Source organism: Chryseobacterium sp. GQ58, assembly GCF_059758895.1.
The window spans coordinates 114691-137500 of the sequence record NZ_JCAXEH010000005.1; the positions used below are offsets into that span (position 1 = coordinate 114691).

Annotated in this window: 15 protein-coding genes; all 15 read left to right on the plus strand. The window is 36.2% G+C overall.

The window, feature by feature from the left end:
- Positions 1 to 91: 91 nt before the first annotated feature.
- The gene (locus AC6CHK_RS13850; RefSeq protein WP_498097121.1) at positions 92 to 1810 is read left to right on the plus strand and encodes a ComEC/Rec2 family competence protein; all 1719 of its coding nucleotides are present in this window, start codon (positions 92 to 94) and stop codon (positions 1808 to 1810) included.
- A 145-nt stretch (positions 1811 to 1955) separates the two neighbouring features.
- Entirely contained in the window at positions 1956 to 2618 is a 663-nt protein-coding gene (locus AC6CHK_RS13855) for a succinate dehydrogenase cytochrome b subunit (RefSeq protein WP_498097123.1), read from the plus strand.
- A 15-nt stretch (positions 2619 to 2633) separates the two neighbouring features.
- Positions 2634 to 4646 (plus strand): fumarate reductase/succinate dehydrogenase flavoprotein subunit, encoded by a 2013-nt coding sequence (locus AC6CHK_RS13860; protein WP_498097125.1) that lies wholly within the window; start codon positions 2634 to 2636, stop codon positions 4644 to 4646.
- A 24-nt stretch (positions 4647 to 4670) separates the two neighbouring features.
- Positions 4671 to 5438: a succinate dehydrogenase/fumarate reductase iron-sulfur subunit gene (locus AC6CHK_RS13865; RefSeq protein WP_498097127.1), complete on the plus strand. Its 768-nt coding sequence runs from the start codon at positions 4671 to 4673 to the stop codon at positions 5436 to 5438.
- A 220-nt stretch (positions 5439 to 5658) separates the two neighbouring features.
- The gene (locus tag AC6CHK_RS13870; protein WP_498097129.1) at positions 5659 to 6489 is read left to right on the plus strand and encodes a helix-turn-helix domain-containing protein; all 831 of its coding nucleotides are present in this window, start codon (positions 5659 to 5661) and stop codon (positions 6487 to 6489) included.
- Positions 6490 to 6714: 225 nt separating this feature from the next.
- Positions 6715 to 7536, plus strand: coding sequence for an alpha/beta fold hydrolase (locus tag AC6CHK_RS13875; RefSeq protein ID WP_498097131.1), 822 nt, complete (start codon positions 6715 to 6717; stop codon positions 7534 to 7536).
- Positions 7537 to 7607: 71 nt separating this feature from the next.
- Positions 7608 to 8027 carry a cupin domain-containing protein gene (locus tag AC6CHK_RS13880; protein WP_498097133.1) on the plus strand — a complete coding sequence of 140 codons (420 nt, stop codon included), beginning with the start codon at positions 7608 to 7610 and terminating at the stop codon, positions 8025 to 8027.
- 250 nt (positions 8028 to 8277) lie between these two features.
- The gene (locus tag AC6CHK_RS13885; protein WP_498097135.1) at positions 8278 to 8460 is read left to right on the plus strand and encodes a bacteriocin-like protein; all 183 of its coding nucleotides are present in this window, start codon (positions 8278 to 8280) and stop codon (positions 8458 to 8460) included.
- A 140-nt stretch (positions 8461 to 8600) separates the two neighbouring features.
- Positions 8601 to 10142, plus strand: a complete 1542-nt coding sequence (locus AC6CHK_RS13890; RefSeq protein ID WP_498097137.1) for a TlpA family protein disulfide reductase — start codon at positions 8601 to 8603, stop codon at positions 10140 to 10142.
- A gap of 141 nt (positions 10143 to 10283) precedes the next feature.
- Positions 10284 to 11690: a 23S rRNA (uracil(1939)-C(5))-methyltransferase RlmD gene (gene rlmD, locus AC6CHK_RS13895; RefSeq protein ID WP_498097139.1), complete on the plus strand. Its 1407-nt coding sequence runs from the start codon at positions 10284 to 10286 to the stop codon at positions 11688 to 11690.
- Positions 11691 to 11731: 41 nt separating this feature from the next.
- Positions 11732 to 14188 carry a zinc-dependent metalloprotease gene (locus AC6CHK_RS13900; protein WP_498097141.1) on the plus strand — a complete coding sequence of 819 codons (2457 nt, stop codon included), beginning with the start codon at positions 11732 to 11734 and terminating at the stop codon, positions 14186 to 14188.
- 8 nt (positions 14189 to 14196) lie between these two features.
- Positions 14197 to 14661 carry a DUF6452 family protein gene (locus tag AC6CHK_RS13905; protein ID WP_498097143.1) on the plus strand — a complete coding sequence of 155 codons (465 nt, stop codon included), beginning with the start codon at positions 14197 to 14199 and terminating at the stop codon, positions 14659 to 14661.
- Positions 14627 to 15286 (plus strand): DUF6048 family protein, encoded by a 660-nt coding sequence (locus tag AC6CHK_RS13910; RefSeq protein ID WP_498097145.1) that lies wholly within the window; start codon positions 14627 to 14629, stop codon positions 15284 to 15286. The genes AC6CHK_RS13905 and AC6CHK_RS13910 overlap by 35 nt, the downstream gene beginning before the upstream one ends.
- 299 nt (positions 15287 to 15585) lie before the next feature.
- Positions 15586 to 18531 (plus strand): reprolysin-like metallopeptidase, encoded by a 2946-nt coding sequence (locus AC6CHK_RS13915; protein ID WP_498097147.1) that lies wholly within the window; start codon positions 15586 to 15588, stop codon positions 18529 to 18531.
- Between the two features lie 289 nt (positions 18532 to 18820).
- The coding region (locus AC6CHK_RS13920; protein WP_498097149.1) for a GEVED domain-containing protein at positions 18821 to 22810 on the plus strand (3990 nt) is incomplete at its 3' end.

Consider the following 22810-nt stretch of genomic DNA (forward strand, 5'->3'; position numbering starts at 1 on the left):
CTGTAAATTATTTTGTAATTTGGTGTTTTGTTGAAATAAATTGAATCGCCAGCCGCTTTTTGTTCTCGCCAGTTGTTTTATTCTTGGAATTTTGTTTCAGGATTATTTTTCTTTTCGGGAAAATGTAATTTTTAGTATAATTTTCCTTTGTTCTTTAATTGTTGTTTCTGCAATTTTCAAATCTTTTGTTTTATCTAAATTAAGATCAGTTTTTTTGTCGCTTTTCTTTTTTGGCGTAGGAGTTTGTCTGCATTATTTAAACGATTCTGTTAAGCCTGATTTTTCTTTTCAACCCAACGAAACAATTGTTTTTAAGATTTCAAAAAAATTGAATTCTAACGAGAAAAATAAAAAATACGAAACTGTTGTTCAAGCAGGGAAAAACGTATTCGATGCTGTTTTGTATATTCCCAAAGATCATGAAGAGCTTGATTTTGAGCATTATTACAAAGCAAAAGCCTATGTCGGAAAACCTCAATCGCCCGAACATGATTTTCAGTTTGATTATGCGAGGTATTTGCATCGGAAAAATATTTTTTATCAATGTTATATAAACGATAAAATTTCCGGTGTGCTGAGAAATGACTTGTCGTTTGAAGAAAAAATCAGGCAAAAAAGATTGAATATTTTAAAGAAAATCAATCAATCCGAAATGTCACCCAAAAGCCAGGAATTTTTAAAAGGAATTATTTTGGCGGATCGTACAGAAACCGATTCCGAAATTATTCGGGATTTCAACAGGTCGGGTTTGGTGCATTTTCTTGCAATTTCCGGGACGCATGTTGTTGTTATTTTCGGGATGTTTTATTTTTTTCTGATGAAGATTTTGCCGTTAAAATTCAGAAAATCAATCATTATTCTAAGCTTAATTTTCATTTGGATTTTTGCCTTATTTATAGGTTTTGGAAATTCTGTTGTGCGCTCCTGTATCATGCTTACAGTTTATTTCATATTTATTTTACTGCAAAGAAAGCCCGATTTGCTGCATTCTTTGGCGTTGTCGGCATTTGTAATTTTGATGGTTGATACGCAACAGATTTTTGATGTGGGTTTTCAATTAAGTTTTATGGCGGTTTTAGGTATTTTCTGGTTAAATCAGCCTATTTTAAAATATCTTCCAAAGCAGGATTATTATGTTGAAAAAGTGGTTTACAATACTATTTCTATTTCAATTTCTGCTCAGTTGGCGACAATTCCGTTGGTTTTGTATTATTTTCATCAGTTTTCATTGATTTCTATTATAGCCAATTTTATCATTGTCCCGTTTTCGGAAGTGATCATTATTTTTTCTTTTATTATGGCCGGATTAGTTGGGCTAAATTTAGATTTTGGCATTATAAGTCTCCTTTATGATTGCACGATTCAGATTTTACTGATTGCGATTCATTGGTTTGCGGGTTTTGATATTGTTTTTTTTGAAAATGTTCCGATGAATTGGATAGAAGCTGTAGTTTTATTCGCAATATTATATCTTTTACGGTTTGTTATTATTAAATGGAATTTTAAGAATTTGGCTCAATTTTTAATAGCAGTTTTGATGTTTTTTATCGTCAGAAATTCTTTTGGTGTTTATGAAAATCATAAAGAAGAAATAGTGATTCATCATTATCGGAAAAGTAAAATTGTTTCTGTTAAAAAAGGGAGCAGCGCTTACTTCTGGATTGGAAATATAAAAGATAAAGACAAGATTCAGCAGTATATTATTAATCCTTACATTTCGTCTGCGCGGATCGAAAAAGTTGTCATCAAAACGCTTCCCGCTTCTGCCGAGAAAGTTGTTTTTAATAATCAAATTTATGATTTAAAGTAATCGCATTATATTGTGATTATTCCCTGTAATATCATATTGTTTAATGTTATTTAGAAACATTACAAACTGACTAATTGTGAGATTTCTCAGTTTCTTGTATTGTTAACATTTCCTAATTTTGTGGAAATTCAAATTTAAACTTAATATGGCAGGTTTAACAAGTTCTACGATAGGTAGAAAATATGCTATGGCATTATCGGCAATGTTTTTGCTGATTTTTCTGGTGATGCACCTTTCTGTAAACTTATTGTCGGTTTTCGGAGAAACAGCGTACAATAATGCTTCGCAGTTTATGGGGTACAATCCTCTTATCCAATTTGTAATGCAGCCCGTACTGATGTTTGCAGTGATATTCCATTTCGTGATGGGATTTATTTTGGAAATTAAAAACCAAAAAGCACGTCCTGTAGGTTATAATATGAATAATGGTTCTGCTAACTCTACATGGATGTCGAGAAATATGGTGATATCGGGAGCTGTAATTTTAGCTTTCATATTTTTACATATGTACGACTTCTGGATTCATGAGATGAATTATAAATACATAAACGGTCTACCTGTTGAAGAAACACGCTTCTGGGGAGATCTGCATTCAAAGTTCGCTGATCTTTGGAGAGTTATTTTGTATGTTGTTTCTTTTGTATTGCTGGGCTTGCATTTGGGACATGGTTTCCAGTCTTCTTTTCAGTCGATAGGAGCAAGACATCCGAAATATACACCGGTTATCAGAGCTTTCGGAAACTGGTATTCGGTTTTGATTCCGGCAGGTTTTATTTTTATTGCAATTTTTCATTATATAACTCAATAATATCAATATAATAATATGAGTAAATTAGATTCAAAAACTCCGGCAGGTCCTCTGAAGGACAAATGGAAAAATCATAAAGACCATATGAATCTTGTTGCGCCTAACAACCGTGATAAAATTGATATTATTGTTGTAGGTACAGGTTTAGCAGGAGGTTCTGCAGCAGCTACTTTGGCGGAGCAGGGCTATAATGTAAAAGCTTTTTGTTATCAGGATTCACCAAGAAGAGCGCATTCAATTGCAGCTCAGGGTGGTATCAATGCTGCTAAAAATTATCAGGGTGATGGTGACTCTACATACAGATTATTTTATGACACCATTAAAGGTGGTGATTACAGAGCAAGAGAAGGTAATGTTTACAGATTAGCTGAGGTTTCCGCTAATATTATTGACCAATGCGTTGCGCAAGGTGTTCCTTTCGGAAGAGAATATGGAGGACAATTAGACAACCGTTCGTTTGGTGGAGTTCAGGTGAAAAGAACTTTTTATGCTAAAGGACAAACAGGTCAGCAGCTATTATTAGGTGCATATTCTGCAATGAGCCGTCAGATTGGTAAAGGTAGAATCAAAATGTACAACCGTCATGAAATGATGGAATTGGTAATTGTAGACGGAAAAGCAAGAGGGATTATCGCAAGAAATCTTGTAACCGGTGAGATCGAAAGACATTCTGCACACGCTGTCGTAATTGCATCAGGAGGATACGGAAATGTATATTTCCTTTCTACCAACGCAATGGGCTCAAACGTTTCTGCAGCATGGAAAATTCATAAGAAAGGAGCGTATTTTGCAAACCCTTGTTATGTTCAGATTCACCCGACTTGTATTCCTGTTCACGGAACGCAGCAGTCTAAGCTTACTTTGATGTCCGAATCTCTTAGAAATTCAGGAAGAATCTGGGTTCCTAAGAAAATTGAAGATTCTGTAGCCATCAGAGAAGGTAAATTAAGACCTGAAAATATTAAAGAAGAAGACAGAGATTATTATTTGGAAAGAAGATATCCTGCATTTGGGAATTTAGTGCCTAGAGACGTTGCGTCAAGAGCTGCTAAAGAAAGATGCGACGCAGGTTTCGGAATCGAAAATAATGATACAAAAGAGGGTGTTTACCTGGATTTCTCTACAGAGATCATGAAAAAAGGTAGAGAATCCGCTATTGAAAAACATATTCATAATCCTACAGATCAGCAGATTTACGATTTAGGTAAAAGCTGGGTTGAGGAAAAATACGGTAACTTATTCGTAATGTACGAAAAGATTACAGCTGATGATCCTTATAAAACTCCGATGAAGATTTATCCGGCAGTTCACTACACAATGGGTGGTGTTTGGGTTGATTACAATCTTCAGTCTACAATTCCTGGATGTTTTGTAATTGGTGAAGCAAATTTCTCAGATCACGGTGCCAACAGATTAGGAGCTTCTGCTTTGATGCAGGGTCTTGCAGACGGATATTTTGTGCTTCCTTATACGATCGCAGATTATCTTTCATCAGATATCAGAACAGGTGCAATTCCTACAAATTCAGGAGCATTTGATGAGGCTGAAAAAGAAATTAAAGATAAAGTAAACTTCTTCTTAAATAATAATGGAACTCATTCAGTTGACCATTTCCACAAAAGATTAGGACATATCATGTGGAATAAAGTTGGAATGGGAAGAACTCCTGAAGGTTTAAGAGAAGCAATCCGCGAGATGGAAGAAGTAAGAGCAGATTTCTGGAAAGACGTAAAAGTTCCCGGAGATGTAGACGGAATGAATACTGAGCTTGAAAAGGCATTCAGAGTGGCCGATTTCTTAGAATTAGGTCAATTAATGGCAATCGATGCGTTGCATAGAAACGAATCTTGTGGCGGGCATTTCCGTGAAGACCATTCAACTTCGGATGGTGAAGCGGAAAGAGACGACGTAAATTTCAAATACGTTGCTGCTTGGGAATACAGAGGTGGAGACATCAATCAGGAAGTTCTGCACAAAGAAGACTTGGTTTATGAAAACATCGAGGTTAAAACTAGAAGTTACAAATAATCTCCAACCTATAAATAAAAAATTATGAGTGCAAAAAAAGGCTTACATCTTACGCTGAAAATTTGGAGACAAAAAAATAATAAAACTAAAGGTCAGTTTGAGACCTATAAAATATCGGATGTTTCTACAGATTCTTCATTCTTGGAAATGCTGGACATCCTTAATGAAAACTTAATCAACGAAGGAAAAGAGCCGATCGCTTTCGACCACGACTGTCGTGAAGGGATCTGCGGAATGTGTTCTCTTTACATCAATGGTAGAGCGCACGGTCCGGATACAGGTATCACAACGTGTCAGCTTCACATGAGAATGTTCAAAGACGGTGAAACCATCGTTATTGAACCTTGGAGAAGTGCAGCATTTCCCGTAATTAAAGATTTAATTGTTGACAGAAGTGCATTTGACAGAGTAATGGCTGCCGGCGGATTTATTTCGGTAAATACTTCAGGTAATACGTTAGACGCCAATGCGATTCCGGTTCCTAAAGAAGATGCTGATAAAGCAATGGATGCTGCGGCCTGTATCGCTTGTGGAGCTTGTGTGGCCTCATGTAAAAACGGTTCTGCAATGCTATTTGTCGGAGCTAAAGTTTCTCAATATGCTCTTTTGCCGCAAGGTAGAGTAGAAGCGAAGCGTAGAGTTTTGAACATGGTGAAAGCGATGGATGAAGAAGGTTTCGGAAACTGTTCAAATACCGGTGCTTGCGAAGTAGAATGTCCAAAAGGCATTTCTCTTGAAAACATTGCCAGAATGAATAGAGAATATATGGCTGCTTTAGCAGACAGAGGATAAAATTATTTTTATAAATATCACGACCGTTTCAAGTTTTTGAAGCGGTTTTGTTTTGTTTGGAAATTAAGCAGGATTCCTTCTTTTTAATCATAATCTCTTTTTAAATTTTGTGAGTAATTAATGTTAAATATAATTTTGCTGAATGCAAAAAATTAGGAAGAATAAATGAAGTTGATGAAGCAAAAGACTCCAGCAATTACACAATTAAATCAATTTTAAAATGTTAAAAGAATTTTCATATAAGAAATTTGGCAGCCTCTCATTTACGCATACAGAATGTGATGAAAAAGTGTTGGAGAAATTTAAAGATCATATAAAAATTCTCTTTTTGCCAAAGTCGTCTCAAATATTCGTTGATTTTCAGGAATTTAATTTGGAGGCTGATTCTTTGCTGTTCATTAATCCCGGAGTTGTCGTAAAGCCTGTAAATGAAATTGATAATGGCGAGCGGCTGTTGCATTTTAATAGAGATTTTTATTGTGTAGAAATACATGACCGCGAAGTTGCCTGCGACGGGATTTTGTATAATAACGTCTTTGAAGTTCCATTTGTCAGCTTAAATGAAACGCAATCTGTCCAAGTGCAAAATCTCCTTATAGAAATTCAATCTGAAATTACAAATGAAGATACAACTACCGAAGAAATGCTGCGGATATTGTTGAAATTAATCATATTAAAATCAACCAGAATATGGAAGCATCATCATCATTTGTCAGTCGCCGAACAGCAGTCTGATGTTCAGTTTTTGAGAAGATTCAGTAAATTGGTTGAGGAGAATTATAAAACGCATCACAAAGTGGCAGATTATGCAGAAATGCTATTTATAACACCCAAGAATTTAAGTAAAAAGATTAGCCTGTTGAGCAAAGAAACACCAAATGACATTATTAAAAACAGAATTATTCTGGAAGGTAAAAGGTTATTGGCTCATACCAATCTTTCGGTAAAAGAGGTGGCTCATAGCTTAAATTATGAAGATGATGCTTATTTTGTCCGTTTTTTTACTAAAAATACAGGGACTTCTCCGCTTTCTTTTAGAAAACAATTCTAAAGCATATTTCAACCTTAACAATCTAAACTTTACCAACTTAATTCCACGATAATGAATTTGGAATAACTGTTTTTATGTAAATCATAAAGCATAATATTCAACACATATTAAATAAACTTAAGGGAAAAAAGTGCAATGCAAAGAGAAAATCATCCATTGTTGCACATCTGAAATTACTACAACTTTGCATCATCGAATAACAATAACAATTTAAATAAAAAAAAGATGAACAAGTTTACAGTAAAAGACGGAACAGAGTTGTATTTTAAAGATTTAGGAAAAGGACAGCCTATTTTCTTTCACCATGGATGGCCGTTGTCGTCTGATGATTGGGATGCTCAAATAATGTTTTTCCTTGAAAAAGGATTTAGGGTAATTGCTCACGACAGACGTGGACACGGAAGATCAACTCAAACTTATTTAGGAAACGACATGGATACTTATGCGGCTGATGTATCGGAATTAATCGAATTTTTAGATCTTAAAAATGTCATTCATGTAGGTCATTCAACCGGCGGAGGCGAGGCGATACGTTACGCAGCACAATACGGCAAAGACCGCGTGGCCAAAGTAGTTTTGATAAGTGCCGTTACTCCTTACATGATAAAAGATGAGAATAACCCGAACGGTGTTCCGATGGAGGTTTTTGATGATATTCGTAGCAATACGTTGCACAATAGACAGCAGTTTTATCATGACCTTACCATTCCCTTCTATGGCTACAACAGAGAAAATGCCATTGTGAAGAAAGGAATTCAGGATAATTGGTGGAGACAGGGAATGATGGGTGGAATAAAAGCTCAATACGATTGTATTAAAGTATTTTCAGAAACGGATTTCACAGAAGACCTTAAAACTGTTGAAGTGCCGGTGCTGATACTTCACGGAGATGATGATCAGATCGTGCCTTATGCAACTACAGCGGAAAAAGCTGTTGCGCTTTTACAAAATGGACAACTCATCCTTTATCCGGGTTTGTCACACGGCATGCCTACTATAAATGCGGATATTATCAATGCTGATATATTAAAATTCATCAATTCTTAAACATAATATTTTAAGAGTTTCTGAAATAATAAAATAAGTACAGCATTAATTTTAAATCTAAAAAATGAAATATGAAAACACCTAAAAGCTTCTTTTTAAACGCAATTGCAATTTTAACATTTGCCATTTTCTTAATCCCAAATATGGCTACGGCGCAGCAATCTGGCATCAAACGTACGGATCTTCAACGGCATGATCTTAGCGCGTCCGGATATGAAGTTGTTCAGGTACGCGTTGATTTTGAACCGGCTACGGCTTTTGGTATGCATTCGCATCCGGGAGAAGAAATTATTAATGTTTTAGAGGGTGTCCTGGAATATGTAATTGAAGGAGAAAAGCCCGTTGTCCTTAAAGCAGGTGAAGTTCTTTTCATTCCTGCTGGAAAAAATCATTCAGCAAGAAATATCGGGACTGCAAAAGCTTCTGAACTCGCTACCTATATAGTACAGAAAGGAAAACCTTTATTAAAAATGCAAGCCGAAAAACATTAATTAAAAAAAAACAAAATAAAAGCTTATGCTTGCAAATTCTGAAAACCTCGGCGGGATGAGAAAAAAGATTAGGCTGATTTAGCAAATAGAGGAACTTATCATAAAAAATAGAAAGAAAATCGTCTTCGTAATGAAGGCGATTTTTATGACAATATTCTAAGTGTTAAAGTATTGTTAATTAGTATTTATGATGCTATCTTGTAAAAGAATGATATTATATTTGATAAGTATTAATTTTAAAAAAATATAGATGAAAAATTTAAAAAAGTTATCAAGAACGGATTTAAAAAATTTAGCAGGAGGGAAACTTGCTCCTAATGGTTTATGTGGAAGTATATGTTCTTCACACGCAGATTGTAGAGCTGCCTTGGGTATGTCAAGTTGCGGTGTATGTACGACAATTGCTATAGGTTTGGCAGGTCGTTGTAGTTAATTAATTTATTAATATCTAAATTAGATAAACCATTATAATTATAATGGTTTTACATTTTTTAATCTATTGATAGACTATTTACAAAACTTTTTAAAAGTAATTATTAAATAATGTATTTTTGCACAATTCTAAAATTTAAAATGAAAAAATATCTTTTATTGTTTATCATTGCAATATTTGTAATGTCTTGTTCAAAAAAAATCGATGTAAAGGGGAAAATAGCGGGAAGTTCTCCACTGGAAAGAATAGAATTTGTTGAGGCTTCTGGCGTTGCCACATTACCGCTTGCCAATTTCGGAATAGATAAAGACGGAAACTTTTCAGGAACTTTCGAAGCTCCTAAAAACGGAATGTACGTTATTAATTATGCCGGAAAACAAAACTTAATCTTCCTTAAAGGCGGGCAATCTGTTAATATTTCAGGAAGTGCGGCTACTTTTCCAAACGAATATGTAGTTACCGGTGATGCTAAAAATGATAACGATTTCTATCAGGCTAATCAAAAGTTTTTAGCTAGTTATGGACAAGGAATTGATATTCAGGGATTGATGACTGGCAATGAAAATGGTTTTCTTAAAGCTATGCAGAAAGTCGAAGCTGATATTAATAAAAATATTGATGAAAATGTAAAAAAATACAATCCCGGAAAAGAAGTAGTGGAATGGAACAAAACTGATGCAAAAGCTGCGATCCTTAATCTTTTGGTTAGATATGAAATGTCCAAACAACAATCGGGAGATCCATCATTCAAATTAAGTAAAGCCTTTACTGATTATGAAAATAAACTTCAGGAAGACAAAGGAGAAATGCTGAAAATCAGTCCGTTGTACAGACAGTATTTGTTGACAAAAATGAGTCCTGATTTCCAAAAGTTTGCTGAAGCAAAAAGCAAGGGAAAAACAGATGTCACCACGACAGAATTATTTAATGATTATTTAAAATCTCAGAAAGATGTTTCTCAGATTACAAAAGATTATTTATTGGCATATGTAATTGCTCAGTCGGATGTTAATCCGCAGACACCGCCCACTACAACTGATAGAATCAAAAAAATAGTTGAAGAAGATGTTAAAGATTCAGGTGTAAAAGCTGATCTTAAAAAGCTGCTTTTTACCATCAACGGGTTCAAAATCGGTGACGATGCTCCGGAAGCTTCATTGGTAAAAGCAGATGGAAGCGCTTATAAATTAAATGAAAATAAAGGAAAACCATATATGCTTGTTTTTTATGCATCTTGGAATCCTTACATTGCAGAAGGTACAGTTCCTGTTCTTAAGGAAGTTACCAATTTCTATAAGTCTAAAATGAATTTCGTTTTCGTAAATTTAGATGATACAAAAGATCAGTTTGTAAAAACAAGCAATGCATTGCTAAAAGGAATTCAGGGAGTGAATGTTTACGCGGAAAACGGTTTGAATTCTGATATTGCAAAGAAATACGGAATATATGGCTTCAAATTGCCAAGCTTTATCGTTGTAGATAAAAACGGTAAGGTTGCAAGCAGATCATTCGTTAACTTGGGAGATCCGGAATTGATAACAATTTTAGACAAGCAATCGGGGCTTTCTGCACCGAAAGTTGCTCCTCAGGCACAGATGATGCCACAAATGAACATGGATCCTTCGGCTCAGCCCACACCTCCGGCTCAGGAAGCTCCTCAGCAACCGGCTCAAACAAAATAATAAACTTAAACAATAGAAAAAAACCTTGTCTTCGGATAAGGTTTTTTTTATTGTATTTTTGCAAAATCAAAACGGAGTTTAATATAATTATTCAATTGTATTTTACAAGTTTAAGTGCTTATAGAAAAATTATAGAAGAAAGTGAAAAAGAAGAAAAATATTATTCTTGAGAATATAAAACTTATATCTGCCGGAGCCAAAGGTATCGCGATAGGAAAAACAGAAGAAGGGAAAACGGTTTTGGTTTCAGGAGCAATCCCGGGAGACGTTGTCAATGCAAGAGTGAAAAAATCAAAATCAAAATATTTTGAAGCGGAAGCTGTCGAAGTCGTAGAAAGATCTCCATACAGAGTTGAACCAAAATGCATTCACTTTGGAACTTGCGGAGGATGCAAATGGCAAAATATGAGCTACGAAAAGCAGTTGGATTTCAAGCAGGAAGAAGTATATAATAATATTAAAAGAATTGGCGGAATTGATGATTTTCAAACGATTCCTATTCTCGGTTCCGAAGAACAGTATTTTTATCGTAATAAAATGGAATTTTCTTTTTCCAATGCAAGATGGCTTACTCAATATGAAATAAGCTCGGAAGAAAATTTCGGAAGCAAAGATGCTTTGGGCTTTCATATTCCCGGAATGTGGAGCAAAATTCTTGATCTTAATCAATGTTTTCTTCAGGAAGATCCTTCAAATGCGATTCGTTTGGCAGTGAAAAACTATGCAGTAGAAAACGGTTTAGACTTTTTTGATGTGAGAAATCAGGAAGGTTTTTTGAGAACTTTAATGATGAGACAAAACTCAAAAGGCGAATGGATGATTTTGTTTCAGCTGTATAGAGAAGAGAAGGAAAAAAGAGAAAAACTGTTCCAGTATTTACTGGAGAAATTTCCGCAGATCAAAACATTGGTTTATGCAATCAATTCGAAACAGAATGATTCCATTTATGACTTAAACGTAAATGTTTATTCCGGAGAAGGGTTTTTAATGGAAGAAATGGATGGATTAAAGTTTAAAATAGGACCAAAATCTTTCTTTCAGACCAATTACAAGCAGGCTTTGGAATTGTATCGAAAAACCCTTGAATTTGCTGATTTAAAAGGCGATGAAGTAGTTTACGATTTATATACAGGAACTGGAACAATTGCTCAATATGTTGCAAGAAACGCAAAGCAGGTAATCGGTATAGAATCTGTTCAGGAAGCCATCGACGCAGCCATCGAACATGCTGAATTAAACGGTTTGACGAATACTACATTCTATTGTGGCGATATGAAAAATGTCTTTAATGACGAGTTTCTGGAAAATCATCCAAAAGCAGATGTTTTAATTACAGATCCTCCAAGAGACGGAATGCACCAAAAAGTAGTTGAACAAATTCTGAAACTTGCCCCCGAAAAAATAGTTTATGTAAGTTGCAATTCTGCGACACAGGCTAGAGATTTGGCATTAATGAAAGATCATTATACATTGGTGAAAATTTTACCTGTAGATATGTTCCCGCAAACGCATCATGTTGAAAATATAGCGTTACTTGTAAAGAAATAATTATTTAAATTTGAAATAAATATAATCGGAAACTTAATAATATGAACTGTAAAGCATTTTTTTTATTAGCAGTATTACTTTTTAGCCAAACCTTTATCTATGCACAGAAAGATTCTGTCGCCACAAAAAACGATACTGTAAAAGCAAAAAAAGACGATAAGAAGAAAAGTCTTATTAAGCCCTATAAAGAAGTCATTACAGATAAAGCCGTTTCCGATCAGGGAATTTTTACGGTTCATAAAATAGACGACAAATATTATTTTGAAGTTCCCGATTCAATGCTGAAAAAAGAATTTCTTTTGGTAACAAGGCTTACAAAGGCTGCTGCAGGAATGCGTTCCGGAACTTCGGGATATGCAGGCGATCAGATTGGTCAGCAGGTAATCGCTTTTGAGAAAGGGCCAAGCGATAAAATTTTTATCAGATCTATTTCGCATGTAGATTACGCCAAAGATTCTACTTCCGATATGTACAGCTCGGTTACAAGAAATAATGTACAATCTATCATTAAAGCTTTTGATGTAAAAGCATACGGAATTCAGAAAAAATCTTCTGTAATTGATGTGACAGATTTATTGAATTCTGATAACGAAATCACTTCTTTTTCTGTTCGCGCAAAAGAAGGTTATCGTGTAGGAGCTTTTCAGAAAGATATGTCTTATGTGAATTTTGTAAAATCTTTTCCGAATAATATAGAAATCAACACCACTAAAACATTTACAAGAACTTTAGGAAAGTTACCTCCAGAATTGGCAAAAGATGCTCCGAAGATCAGCGGAAATTATACTGTTGAAATCAATTCTTCGTTTGTGCTTTTGCCGGAAAATAAAATGCAGGCAAGATATTTTGATCCGAGAGTTGGGTATTTTACAGTTGGATATACAGACTTTGATCTTGATCCTCAAGGTGTAAAGAAAATTTCTTTGATTAAAAGATGGCGTCTCGAGCCGAAACCTCAGGATGTCGAAAAATACAACAGAGGCGAATTGGTAGAACCTGCAAAACCGATTGTATTTTATATTGATCCCGCGACACCAAAAAAATGGATTCCGTTTTTAATTCAAGGTGTGAATGACTGGCAAAAAGCTTTTGAAAAAGCAGGCTTTAAAAATGCAATTTTCGCAAAAATTCCGAATCCTAAAGTCGACACAGATTGGAGTCTTGAAGATGCAAGATTTTCGGCAATTGTTTATAAACCTTCGGATGTGCCAAATGCTTCGGGACCTTCAATCGCAGATCCGAGAACAGGAGAAATCCTTGAAAGTCATATCAATTGGTATCATAATGTAATGCTGCTTTTGAGAAACTGGTATTTTGTACAGGCTTCGCCTAATGATCCTCGTGCAAGAAGTGTTGAGTTTGATGATAAATTGATGGGAGAGCTGATTCGTTTTGTGTCTTCACACGAAGTTGGACATACATTGGGATTAAGACATAATTTCGGTTCAAGTTCGACAGTTCCTGTTGAAAAATTGAGAGATAAAAAATGGCTTGAAAAAAACGGCCACACGCCTTCAATAATGGATTATGCAAGATTTAATTATGTTGCACAACCCGAAGACAATATTGGAGATGCTGGGATAATGCCGAGAATCGGAGATTATGATAATTGGGCAATTGAATGGGGATACAGAAGGTTTAATAACTATAAAACTCCGGACGCAGAAAAAGAGCATCTGAATCAATGGGTAATCAAAAATCTTAAAAATGAAAGACTTTGGTTCGGGACAGAATCGAATCCTTTAGACCCAAGATCACAAAGCGAACAGGTTGGTGATAATGCAATGATAGCAAGTGCATACGGCATCAAAAATCTGGAGAGAATTATAGATAATTTAGGAAAATGGACCCGCAAGCCTAATGAAGATTACACAAATCTTGAATTGATGTATGATCAGGTGACAACGCAGTTCAGAAGATATTTAGGTCATGTTTCAAAATATATTGGCGGGCAGATGGAAACTCCGAAAACGGTAGAACAATCGGGACCTGTATATGAAGTTGTAGCAAAAAAAGACCAGAAAGAAGCCATGAAGTTCCTTGAAAAGAACATTTTCACGACTCCGCAATGGTTGATCAACAAAGATATTTTTGAAAAAACAGGGAAAACTCCTGTGAAAACTATTGAGGAAATCCAGAATGGTGTATTGGGAAGAATTTTAAATCCTATGATTCTTGGAAGTATGTACCAAATGGAAGCTGTAGAAAAAAACACTTATTCTGTCATCGAATTGCTTTCAGACTTGAATAATGCTATTCTTCAAAAAGATAATGTAGACATTTACGAAAGAAATCTTCAGAGAAATTATGTAGATCATCTGATAAAACTGGCCGACAATAAATCTCCCGACAAAACAGATGTTTCTGCTTTGGTAAGAGGAAATTTAAATACCATTAAAAAAGATTTTTCAACGAAAGCAAATGGTGCTGATCTTGTCAATAAATATCATTATGAAGATTTAGTTTTCCGTATTGAAAAAGCTTTAGATCCAAAATAATTTTGAAAATGAAACATCTAATTTTATTGTTTATCATATCATTTTTAATGATTTCATGTGGCGGAGATGATGATATCTGCGAAAGCGGCGAAGGAACTCCCAGAATGAAAATCATGTTTAAAAATGCAGATAAAATCACAACGTTGGATTCTATAAAAGTATATGTAGATTTAGGTTCCAATATTGTAGATTTTGGCTGGAACAGAACTGTAGATTCTGTTTTAGTGCCTTTGCGTGTAGACGACTCACCTTTTACGGATGTTTATTTTAAAACCAGTGCAGTTGGTGATTCATCCAAAGTAAGAATCAATTATACCACAAAATCTATTTATGTTTCGCCAGGTTGCGGTGTAAAAAGAAATTATGAAAATCTGACTTCCGAACTGCTAAAAGCAGATCCTGTAATACAATTAGAACCCGGTCAAAACTTTATTGAAAATGAAGAAAAAACTAATCTTTACCTTATTTTTTAGCCTTTTTGGATTGCTTTCTTTTGCTCAGGAAAAGGAAGAAGCTGAAAAGGAAAAATGGAAATACGAACCCAACTTTATGGTTGGTGTTGATGTTTTGAATACCGGAGTTTCTTTTTTTTCAGACAGACAATTGTTTCAGGGGTTTATTTCATCAAGAATAAAAGAAAATATTCACGGAGTTGTAGAAGCCGGTTTTGAAAAAAATATTTATCAAAAAAACGGATATGACGCACAGGTCAATGGTCCGTTTTTTAAGTTGGGCGCATTTTATATGCTGGCCAAAGACAAAGAAAATGAATTTAATGGTTTTTATGCTGGAGGGAAATTGGCTGGTTCGTTTTATAATCAAGAATATTTTGCGATTCCGATACGTGGTTTTGGTGGCAACAGCTCATCTGTTTCGATGCCCGCATCTTCACAATCATCTTTCTGGCTGGAAGGCACTATTGGAGGAAGAGTTCAATTATTCGAGTCCAATTTTTACATAGATGTCAATATGCAGCCTAAATATTTGATGATTACTTCGAAGCAGGATGAAGTCGTTCCTATGATTGTGTCGGGTTTTGGAAAAAGCTCATCAAAATTCAACATGGGTTTTGCTTGGAATATTGCGTATAAGTTCTAAAATAATTTCAGATCTATAATTAATCTCTTTTATAAACGTCTTATTCAATTTCAATTTATGATTTTGTAATCTTAAATATTATAATGAAAAAGTAAAAATGTATATTAAGAATATTAATTTAAAATAAACTTTTCAATAATTAATTATAAACAAAAGAACATCGATTATTAATTGATGTTTTTTTGTGTTTTATTAAAATATATGAAAATTATTAATTTACTACATTTTTTATGTATTTTATTGAGAATAAAACATATAAAAACATTATTTTTGGAGATTAATAAAAATAATTCATATATATGAAAAAACTCATTACTGCTTTATTTTGTAGTTTGATAGGTGGATCGGCAATGGCGCAGTGGACACCTACAACACTTAATAAGAGAGGTTCGAAAATGGAATATTCTCTTGTTCGAAATTATTATAAATTAGATCTGAATAATATCAGAGAACAGCTTAAGGATGCTCAGGAAACAGGAAATGGTGCGAAACCAGTTGAAATTTCTTTGCCTACTTTGAGTGGTAAAATTGAAAGATTTGCGGTGTATAGCTTTCCTGTAATGGTTAAAGAATTGGCAGATCAGTATCAGTTGGGTTCTTATGTAGGAGTAGGAATTGATGATCCGGGTAAATACCTGAGATTTTCTGTTGCTCCCAACGATTTCCAGTCTATGGTTTTCCATAATGGGCAATATGAATTTATTGATGCTCAAAATACAGACAAAACTGTATATGGAGTACATCCGAAATCACTTAATACAGATGGTAAAAGTTTCGTTTGTAGTACATCAGAAAGTCCTGCTGCAGCTCAACAGATAGATGAGATGCTGAAAAAAGGACAAACTTTATCAAATCAGCCTACCGATTTCTCGAAAAATTCTGATAAAAAGTACAGAACAATGAGGTTAGCTTTGTCGGCAACGGGTGAATATACTGCTTTCCATGGTGGAACAGTTGCTTTGGCCCTTGCAGCGATGAATGCTACAATGACAAGAGTGAATGGTGTTTTTGAAAAAGATTTTGCATTGCATTTGAATATTCAGAATTTCCCTGGAATAATTTATACCAATGCTGCAACAGACCCTTATACAACTAATTTGAATTTCCAGCTTCAGCAGACACTTACTGCAAACGTTGGTCATGCTAATTATGATATAGGACATGTTTTCAATGCAGACGGTAACAACGGTAATGCAGGTTGTATAGGTTGTGTTTGTATAAATCCAACTTCAACTAATCCCCAATTGCAAGCGGCTTATGGTAAAGGTTCTGCATTTACGCAAAGCACGAGCCCTGTAGGAGATACTTTTGATATTGACTTTGTAGCTCACGAAATGGGCCATCAATTGGGAGGTAACCATACTTTTGCTCATGCTCTTGAAGGTTCAGGGGTGAATGTTGAGCCGGGCTCAGGGTCTACAATTATGGGTTATGCCGGAATTACGGGACCGAATACAGACGTTCAGCCAAACTCTGATCCTTTTTTCCATAATGTGAGCATTAGACAGATACAGGCTAATTTAGTTGAGAAAACCTGTGATATAGAAACTCCAATTACCAATAATCCTCCGGTAATTGCAGCTTTACCTACTTATAATATTCCTAAAGGAACAGCATTCGTTTTAACTGCTTCAGCAACAGATCCTGAGAATGATCCTATTACTTATATGTGGGAGCAAGTGGATAATGCAACTGTTGTAATCAATAAAAACAATATAGGATCTACTACTTCCGGTGGAACGTTTAGATCATTTACGCCAACTACAAGTCCTACTAGATATTTTCCTAAACTAGCTTCTGTATTGGCGGGTGTTTTAGATAATTCTAATAACCAATGGGAATCTGTATCTAAAGTAGCAAGAACGACAAAATTTGCTGTTACTGTAAGAGACAACAATGCAGCAACAACACAGCAGCAAACCAATTATGCAGAGCAGACAATCATTGTAGGGGATAATGGGCCATTCAAAGTGAACTCACAATATGCGAACACTAATGCTCCTTCAGCTATTGAGTGGGATGTTGCAGGAACTACTGCTGCTCCTTATAGTGTAGCCAACGTGAAAATTGATTATACAACAGATAACGGGGCTACTTGGACTGTATTGTCAGCTTCAACGCCTAATGATGGTACAGAAAATGTTTCTTTCCCAACTTCAATGAATGGGCAGACTGTTAAATTAAGAATTTCGGCTTTAGGTAATGTGTTTTATGCTGTAAGATCAGTTCTTGTAACTGCTTTTGGTACATGTGACGGATCTGCTCCAACGGGTGTTTTAGCAAGTAACATTACAACAAGTTCTGCTGTTATTAATTGGGCTCCGGTAACTGGTGCTACATATATTGTTCGTTATAAAAAAGTAACAGATGCTGCCTGGACAAGCGTTAATACAACTTCACCGACTGTAACTTTATCTAATTTACCTGACGGTACTGCTTATGAAGTACAGGTTTCAGCAGTATGTTCAGGAACTCCGGGAACTTATTCTGCATCTGCAAACTTTACAACTTTAGGTCTTACTTATTGTGCTGTGGTTTCTGGTAACGGAACGGATGATCACATTGCCAACGTAACATTGGCTAATGTAAATAATACTTCAGGGGCAAGTACGTATACTAATTATAGTACGAATCCGGCTCTTCAAGCTAACTTAGTTGCTGGTAATACTTATACTTTGTCAATTACAAGAGGTTGGGTAGCATCTGCTGCGGCTCCGAATATGGTAACTGCTTGGATAGACTTTAACAGAAACGGAACTTTTGAAGATTCAGAAAGAATTCTATTGGTTTCTAATGCAGCTACCAATACTCAGAATCCTGTAACAACAACGTTTACAGTTCCTTCAACTGCTGTTCTTGGATTAGGATTGAGAATGAGAATTTATAATTTCTATTATCAGGATCCGGGTTATGTAATCAGTGCTCCGGCTTGTGGAACGATCAATTTATATGGTGAAGTAGAAGATTATAATGTAGTTGTAACCGGTGCTTTGGGTACATCAGACTTAGCAAGCCCTAAAGACGGTATCCAGATTTATCCAAATCCGGCGACTGATTTCTTGAATGTAACTAAAGTTTCCGATAAAGCCACTTATAAAATTTACAGTGCAACCGGCCAATTAGTAGGAAATGGAAATATCAGCAATGGTAGAATCAACGTTTCTTCTTTGGTAAAAGGAGTGTATGTAATTTCTATAGAAGATAAAGGAAAAGAAAGTTTCAATTCTAAATTTATTAAGAAATAATAAAAACTTTTTTAATACTAACGAATCCTCAGGTTTTGCCTGGGGATTTTTTATAATGTAACCATAAAGTGAATTATGCTGAATTAATAATAAAAATATTCGCAAAACGTTTACTCAAATAACAAAAAATGTTTAGATTTGTATTTAATCTGAAAAAATAAAGTAAAATCTATGAGGCAAATTTTTACACCTTTAATTCTTTTTATGCTCAAGCGTAATGTCTTTTCTAAGAAAATTATTTTAAACAGTTAATAATTCTTACATCCCACGGGATTTAATATTTAATAGTATGAAGAAAATTTTACTAACACTTTCTTTTATGCTGGCTTTCATTACCAGTATATCAGGACAAACCTGCCCACCTGTAGCTGTACCTTTCTTGCAGTCTTTCAGTACGGGTGCTCTTCCGGCATGTTGGGTTAATCAAAACCCGACTTCAACCTCTACCAATGCCAATGTCAAATGGAAGTTTGGTTCTGGTGTAGGTTATGGTGCTACCAACAACGGGAAACCTACAGGTACTTATGCCTGGGTTGATGCGAGCTCGCCATATACCAATGAGCATACTGTTGAACTTATTACGCCACAGATCAATTTGGCCGGTTTGACTAATCCTTATGTTAAATTTGAATGGTTTAAAAATCACTTGGATGCTGCTGCCGGAACATTGCCAAATTATGATGATAATGAATTAAAAGTTGAGGTAAATGATGGCACAGGTTGGGTTCAGATTTTTGTAAATGACACCAATGCTCCGGAATGGAGAACGGTAGGTATTCCTTTAGCTGCAAGTTATGTAGGAGCCACAATTCAATTGAAATTTACCGTAGACAAAGATGCTGCGGGTAATGGTTACTTTTATGATGATGTTCTTTTAGATGAAGTTCAGGTAATTCAGGCTCCGACATGTTTTGAGCCGGTGACTTTGCCTGTAACCAATCTTACTCCTACATCAGCCACAATCAATTGGGGTCCGCCTGCTGCACCAGCACCGGCACCTGCAAGTGGTTATGAATATTATTACACAACTACAAATACACCTCCTGTTGCGGCAACTGCTGGTACGGCAACTACAGCTACAAGTGAGAATTTAACGCCTTTGGTATCAGGAACCACCTATTATTGGTGGGTAAGATCAGTATGTTCGCCGACCGATAAAACTCCTTGGGTTGCGGGAGGTTCTTTCACACCGGGACAAATTGGTTCAGGAACGGCTACACATGCTTATCTTCCGGTATATTCTTGTTCAGGATACAATTATTCGCAACAGATTTATACTGCAGCAGAAGTTAGCGGATCCGTGGGAACAAATACTTATATTACATCAATTAAGTTTTTTGTATCAAGTACAGGTTCTAACCAAGCAAACTATAATCAATGGGTTGTTTATATGGGAAATACGACCCAGAACAATTTTGCAACGACCACAAGCTGGGTTCCAGCATCATCTTTGCAACAGGTATATTCGGGTACTTTACCTGCAATGACTGCCGGATCTTGGGTGACAATTCCATTGGGTACGCCTTTCCTTTGGGACGGAACAAGTAATGTTGTGGTTGCTGTGGATGAAAATCCTGCAGGTACTTCTTGTACTGCAAACTGGGGTAGTTATACGGCAGGAACTAACAGAGGAATGCTTTACTATAATTCTTCTACAAACCCTGATCCTGCAAATCCACCTACTGCAACAAGTCGTTATTCTACAATACCAACACTTCAGTTAGTTGGAACGACTTTACAGGCTTGTACAACAGCTCCACCTGCCAATATTACAGTAGCTAATATTACTCCTACTGGCGCGACAGTTTCTTGGACTCCTACAAACGGTGCAACTTATGTATTGCGATACAGAGTTTTACCAGCGGGAGCATGGACTACCGTAAATATTATAACTCCGCTTGCCAACAGTTATAACATTCCCGGATTGACGGAACTTACGCAATATGAAGTACAGATAGCAACAGTTTGTAATGGTGCGACCGGAGCATTTTCAGCCGGTACGAACTTTACGACACCTGGAGTATCTTATTGTACATCAAACCCGACAAGTACTACCGCCTATGAATATATTTCAAATGTTACAGTAACACCGATTGGTTTGCCGGCGATGGTCAGCAATTCGGCTATTCCTCCTCCTTTTTACTCAGATTATACAGCTGATGCAACAAGGTTGATTACATTATATAGAAATACGGCCAATAATAATATCTCTGTCACAAAAGCATATCCTAATTCTACTTGGAGTGCTGCAACCAGAGCATGGATTGATTTTAACAGAAATGGTATTTTCGAGGCTACCGAAATGGTAATGGATGACCCTTCAAACGTAAATACCTTGGTTACCAGTACATTTGCTGTGCCGGCAGGTGCTTATGCAGGTAATTTACCATTAAGGATGAGAGTAATATTAGAAGAAAGTTCACCTCCGGATCCTTGCGGAACGTTTACTTATGGTGAAGTAGAAGATTATGCGGTAAGATTAATAGATCTTCCTGCGTGTACTACTGCACCACCAACGAATATAACGGTTACCAACCTTACTCCTTCAACAGCTACGATTTCTTGGGCTCCTACTCAGGGTGCTACATATATCTTAAGATATAGAACAGGTACTGGTGCGTGGACGACTGTGAATATGACAACACCTCCGGTGTATGTTGCGAATGTATCAGGACTTTTAGAACAAACAACTTATGAAGTTCAGGTAGCTACAATCTGTGGTGGTACAACGGGAGCATTTTCTGCAAGTGTGAACTTTACAACTCCGTTGATATCTTATTGTACGTCAAACCCTACAAGTACTACGGTATACGAATACATGTCAAATGTAACGGTTGCTCCTACAGGAATGCCTACTATGATAAGTAATTCACCTACGCCTCCTCCGTTCTATACAGATTATACTACAGACCCGACAAGATATATTACGTTCATCCGAGGTACTGCTAATAATAGTATTTCAGTAACGAAAACATATCCGAACTCTACTTGGAGCGCAGCTACAAGAGCTTGGGTTGATTTTAACAGAAATGGTGTATTTGAAAATAATGAGATAATATTAGATTCTCCATCAAATACTACTACGCTTGTAAATGCCACATTTAATGTGCCTACCGTTGCTCAAGGAGCTTATGCAGGTAACCTTCCATTAAGGATGAGAGTAATACTAAAAGAAAGTTCAGCTCCGGATCCTTGTGGTACATTTTCGTATGGTGAGGTTGAAGATTATTATGTAAGATTAATTGATTTGCTTCCTTGTACAACAGCGGCACCATCTAATATTACGGCAACCAATTTAACAGCTACAACTGCTTATATATCATGGTTACCGGCTGCCGGAGCTACTTATATTATCAGATGGAGAGAAGGTGCTACCGGACCTTGGCTTCCTACAGCTGCCGGCCTGACACTTCCTGCGGGACAAAGTTATCATACTATTACAGGACTTACCGAGCAGACAGGATATCAGGTGCAGGTCGCTACAATTTGTAACGGAAGTACAGGTGCTTTCAGCCCTTCGGTATCATTTACAACGCCGCCTTTATCATATTGTAATATGACGGGTACAGGTACGAACGATTACATTTCAAATGTAAAAGTTACTCCTGTTAATTTCCCTGTGATGGACAATACTTCCTTACAGACGAATTATACAAGCTATACCGCTCCTGCTACGCTTATTAATTTAGAAATCGGATCTACAGGGAATCAATTATCTGTATCTAAAGGTTGGGTAGGCACTACTTACAGCGACGCTGTTTATGCCTATATAGATTACAACAGAGACGGGATTTTTACAGACAGCGAAAGAATCATGACTTCAGCTCCAAGCACGACAACTCCTGTTACGGCAACATTTGATGTGCCTGCAACGGGTGTGTATTTAGGACCGTTAACGACGACAATGAGAGTTGTCCTGAAACGTACGAGTGCGCCTGTTATGTGTCAGGATCCTGTTAATGGTGAAGTTGAAGATTATGCAGTAAGATTAAGACCTTGCAGCAATGCTGTACCGGGAGCTCCAACCTTTGCTGCGGTAACACACAATTCGGCTACCGTAAACTGGACGCCTGCTACCAATAACATTTCCTATGTTTTACAGTACAGACCGGTAACCAATCCTGTTTCAGCTTGGACAACCGTAAATGCTTCCACATTGAACGGTAATCCACCGGTTCAGTTAACAGGCTTGATTCCTGCCACAACCTATGAAGTGCAGATTGCTGCAGTTTGCGGTGGTGGACCCGGTGCATTTACAGCCATCAAGACATTCACCACG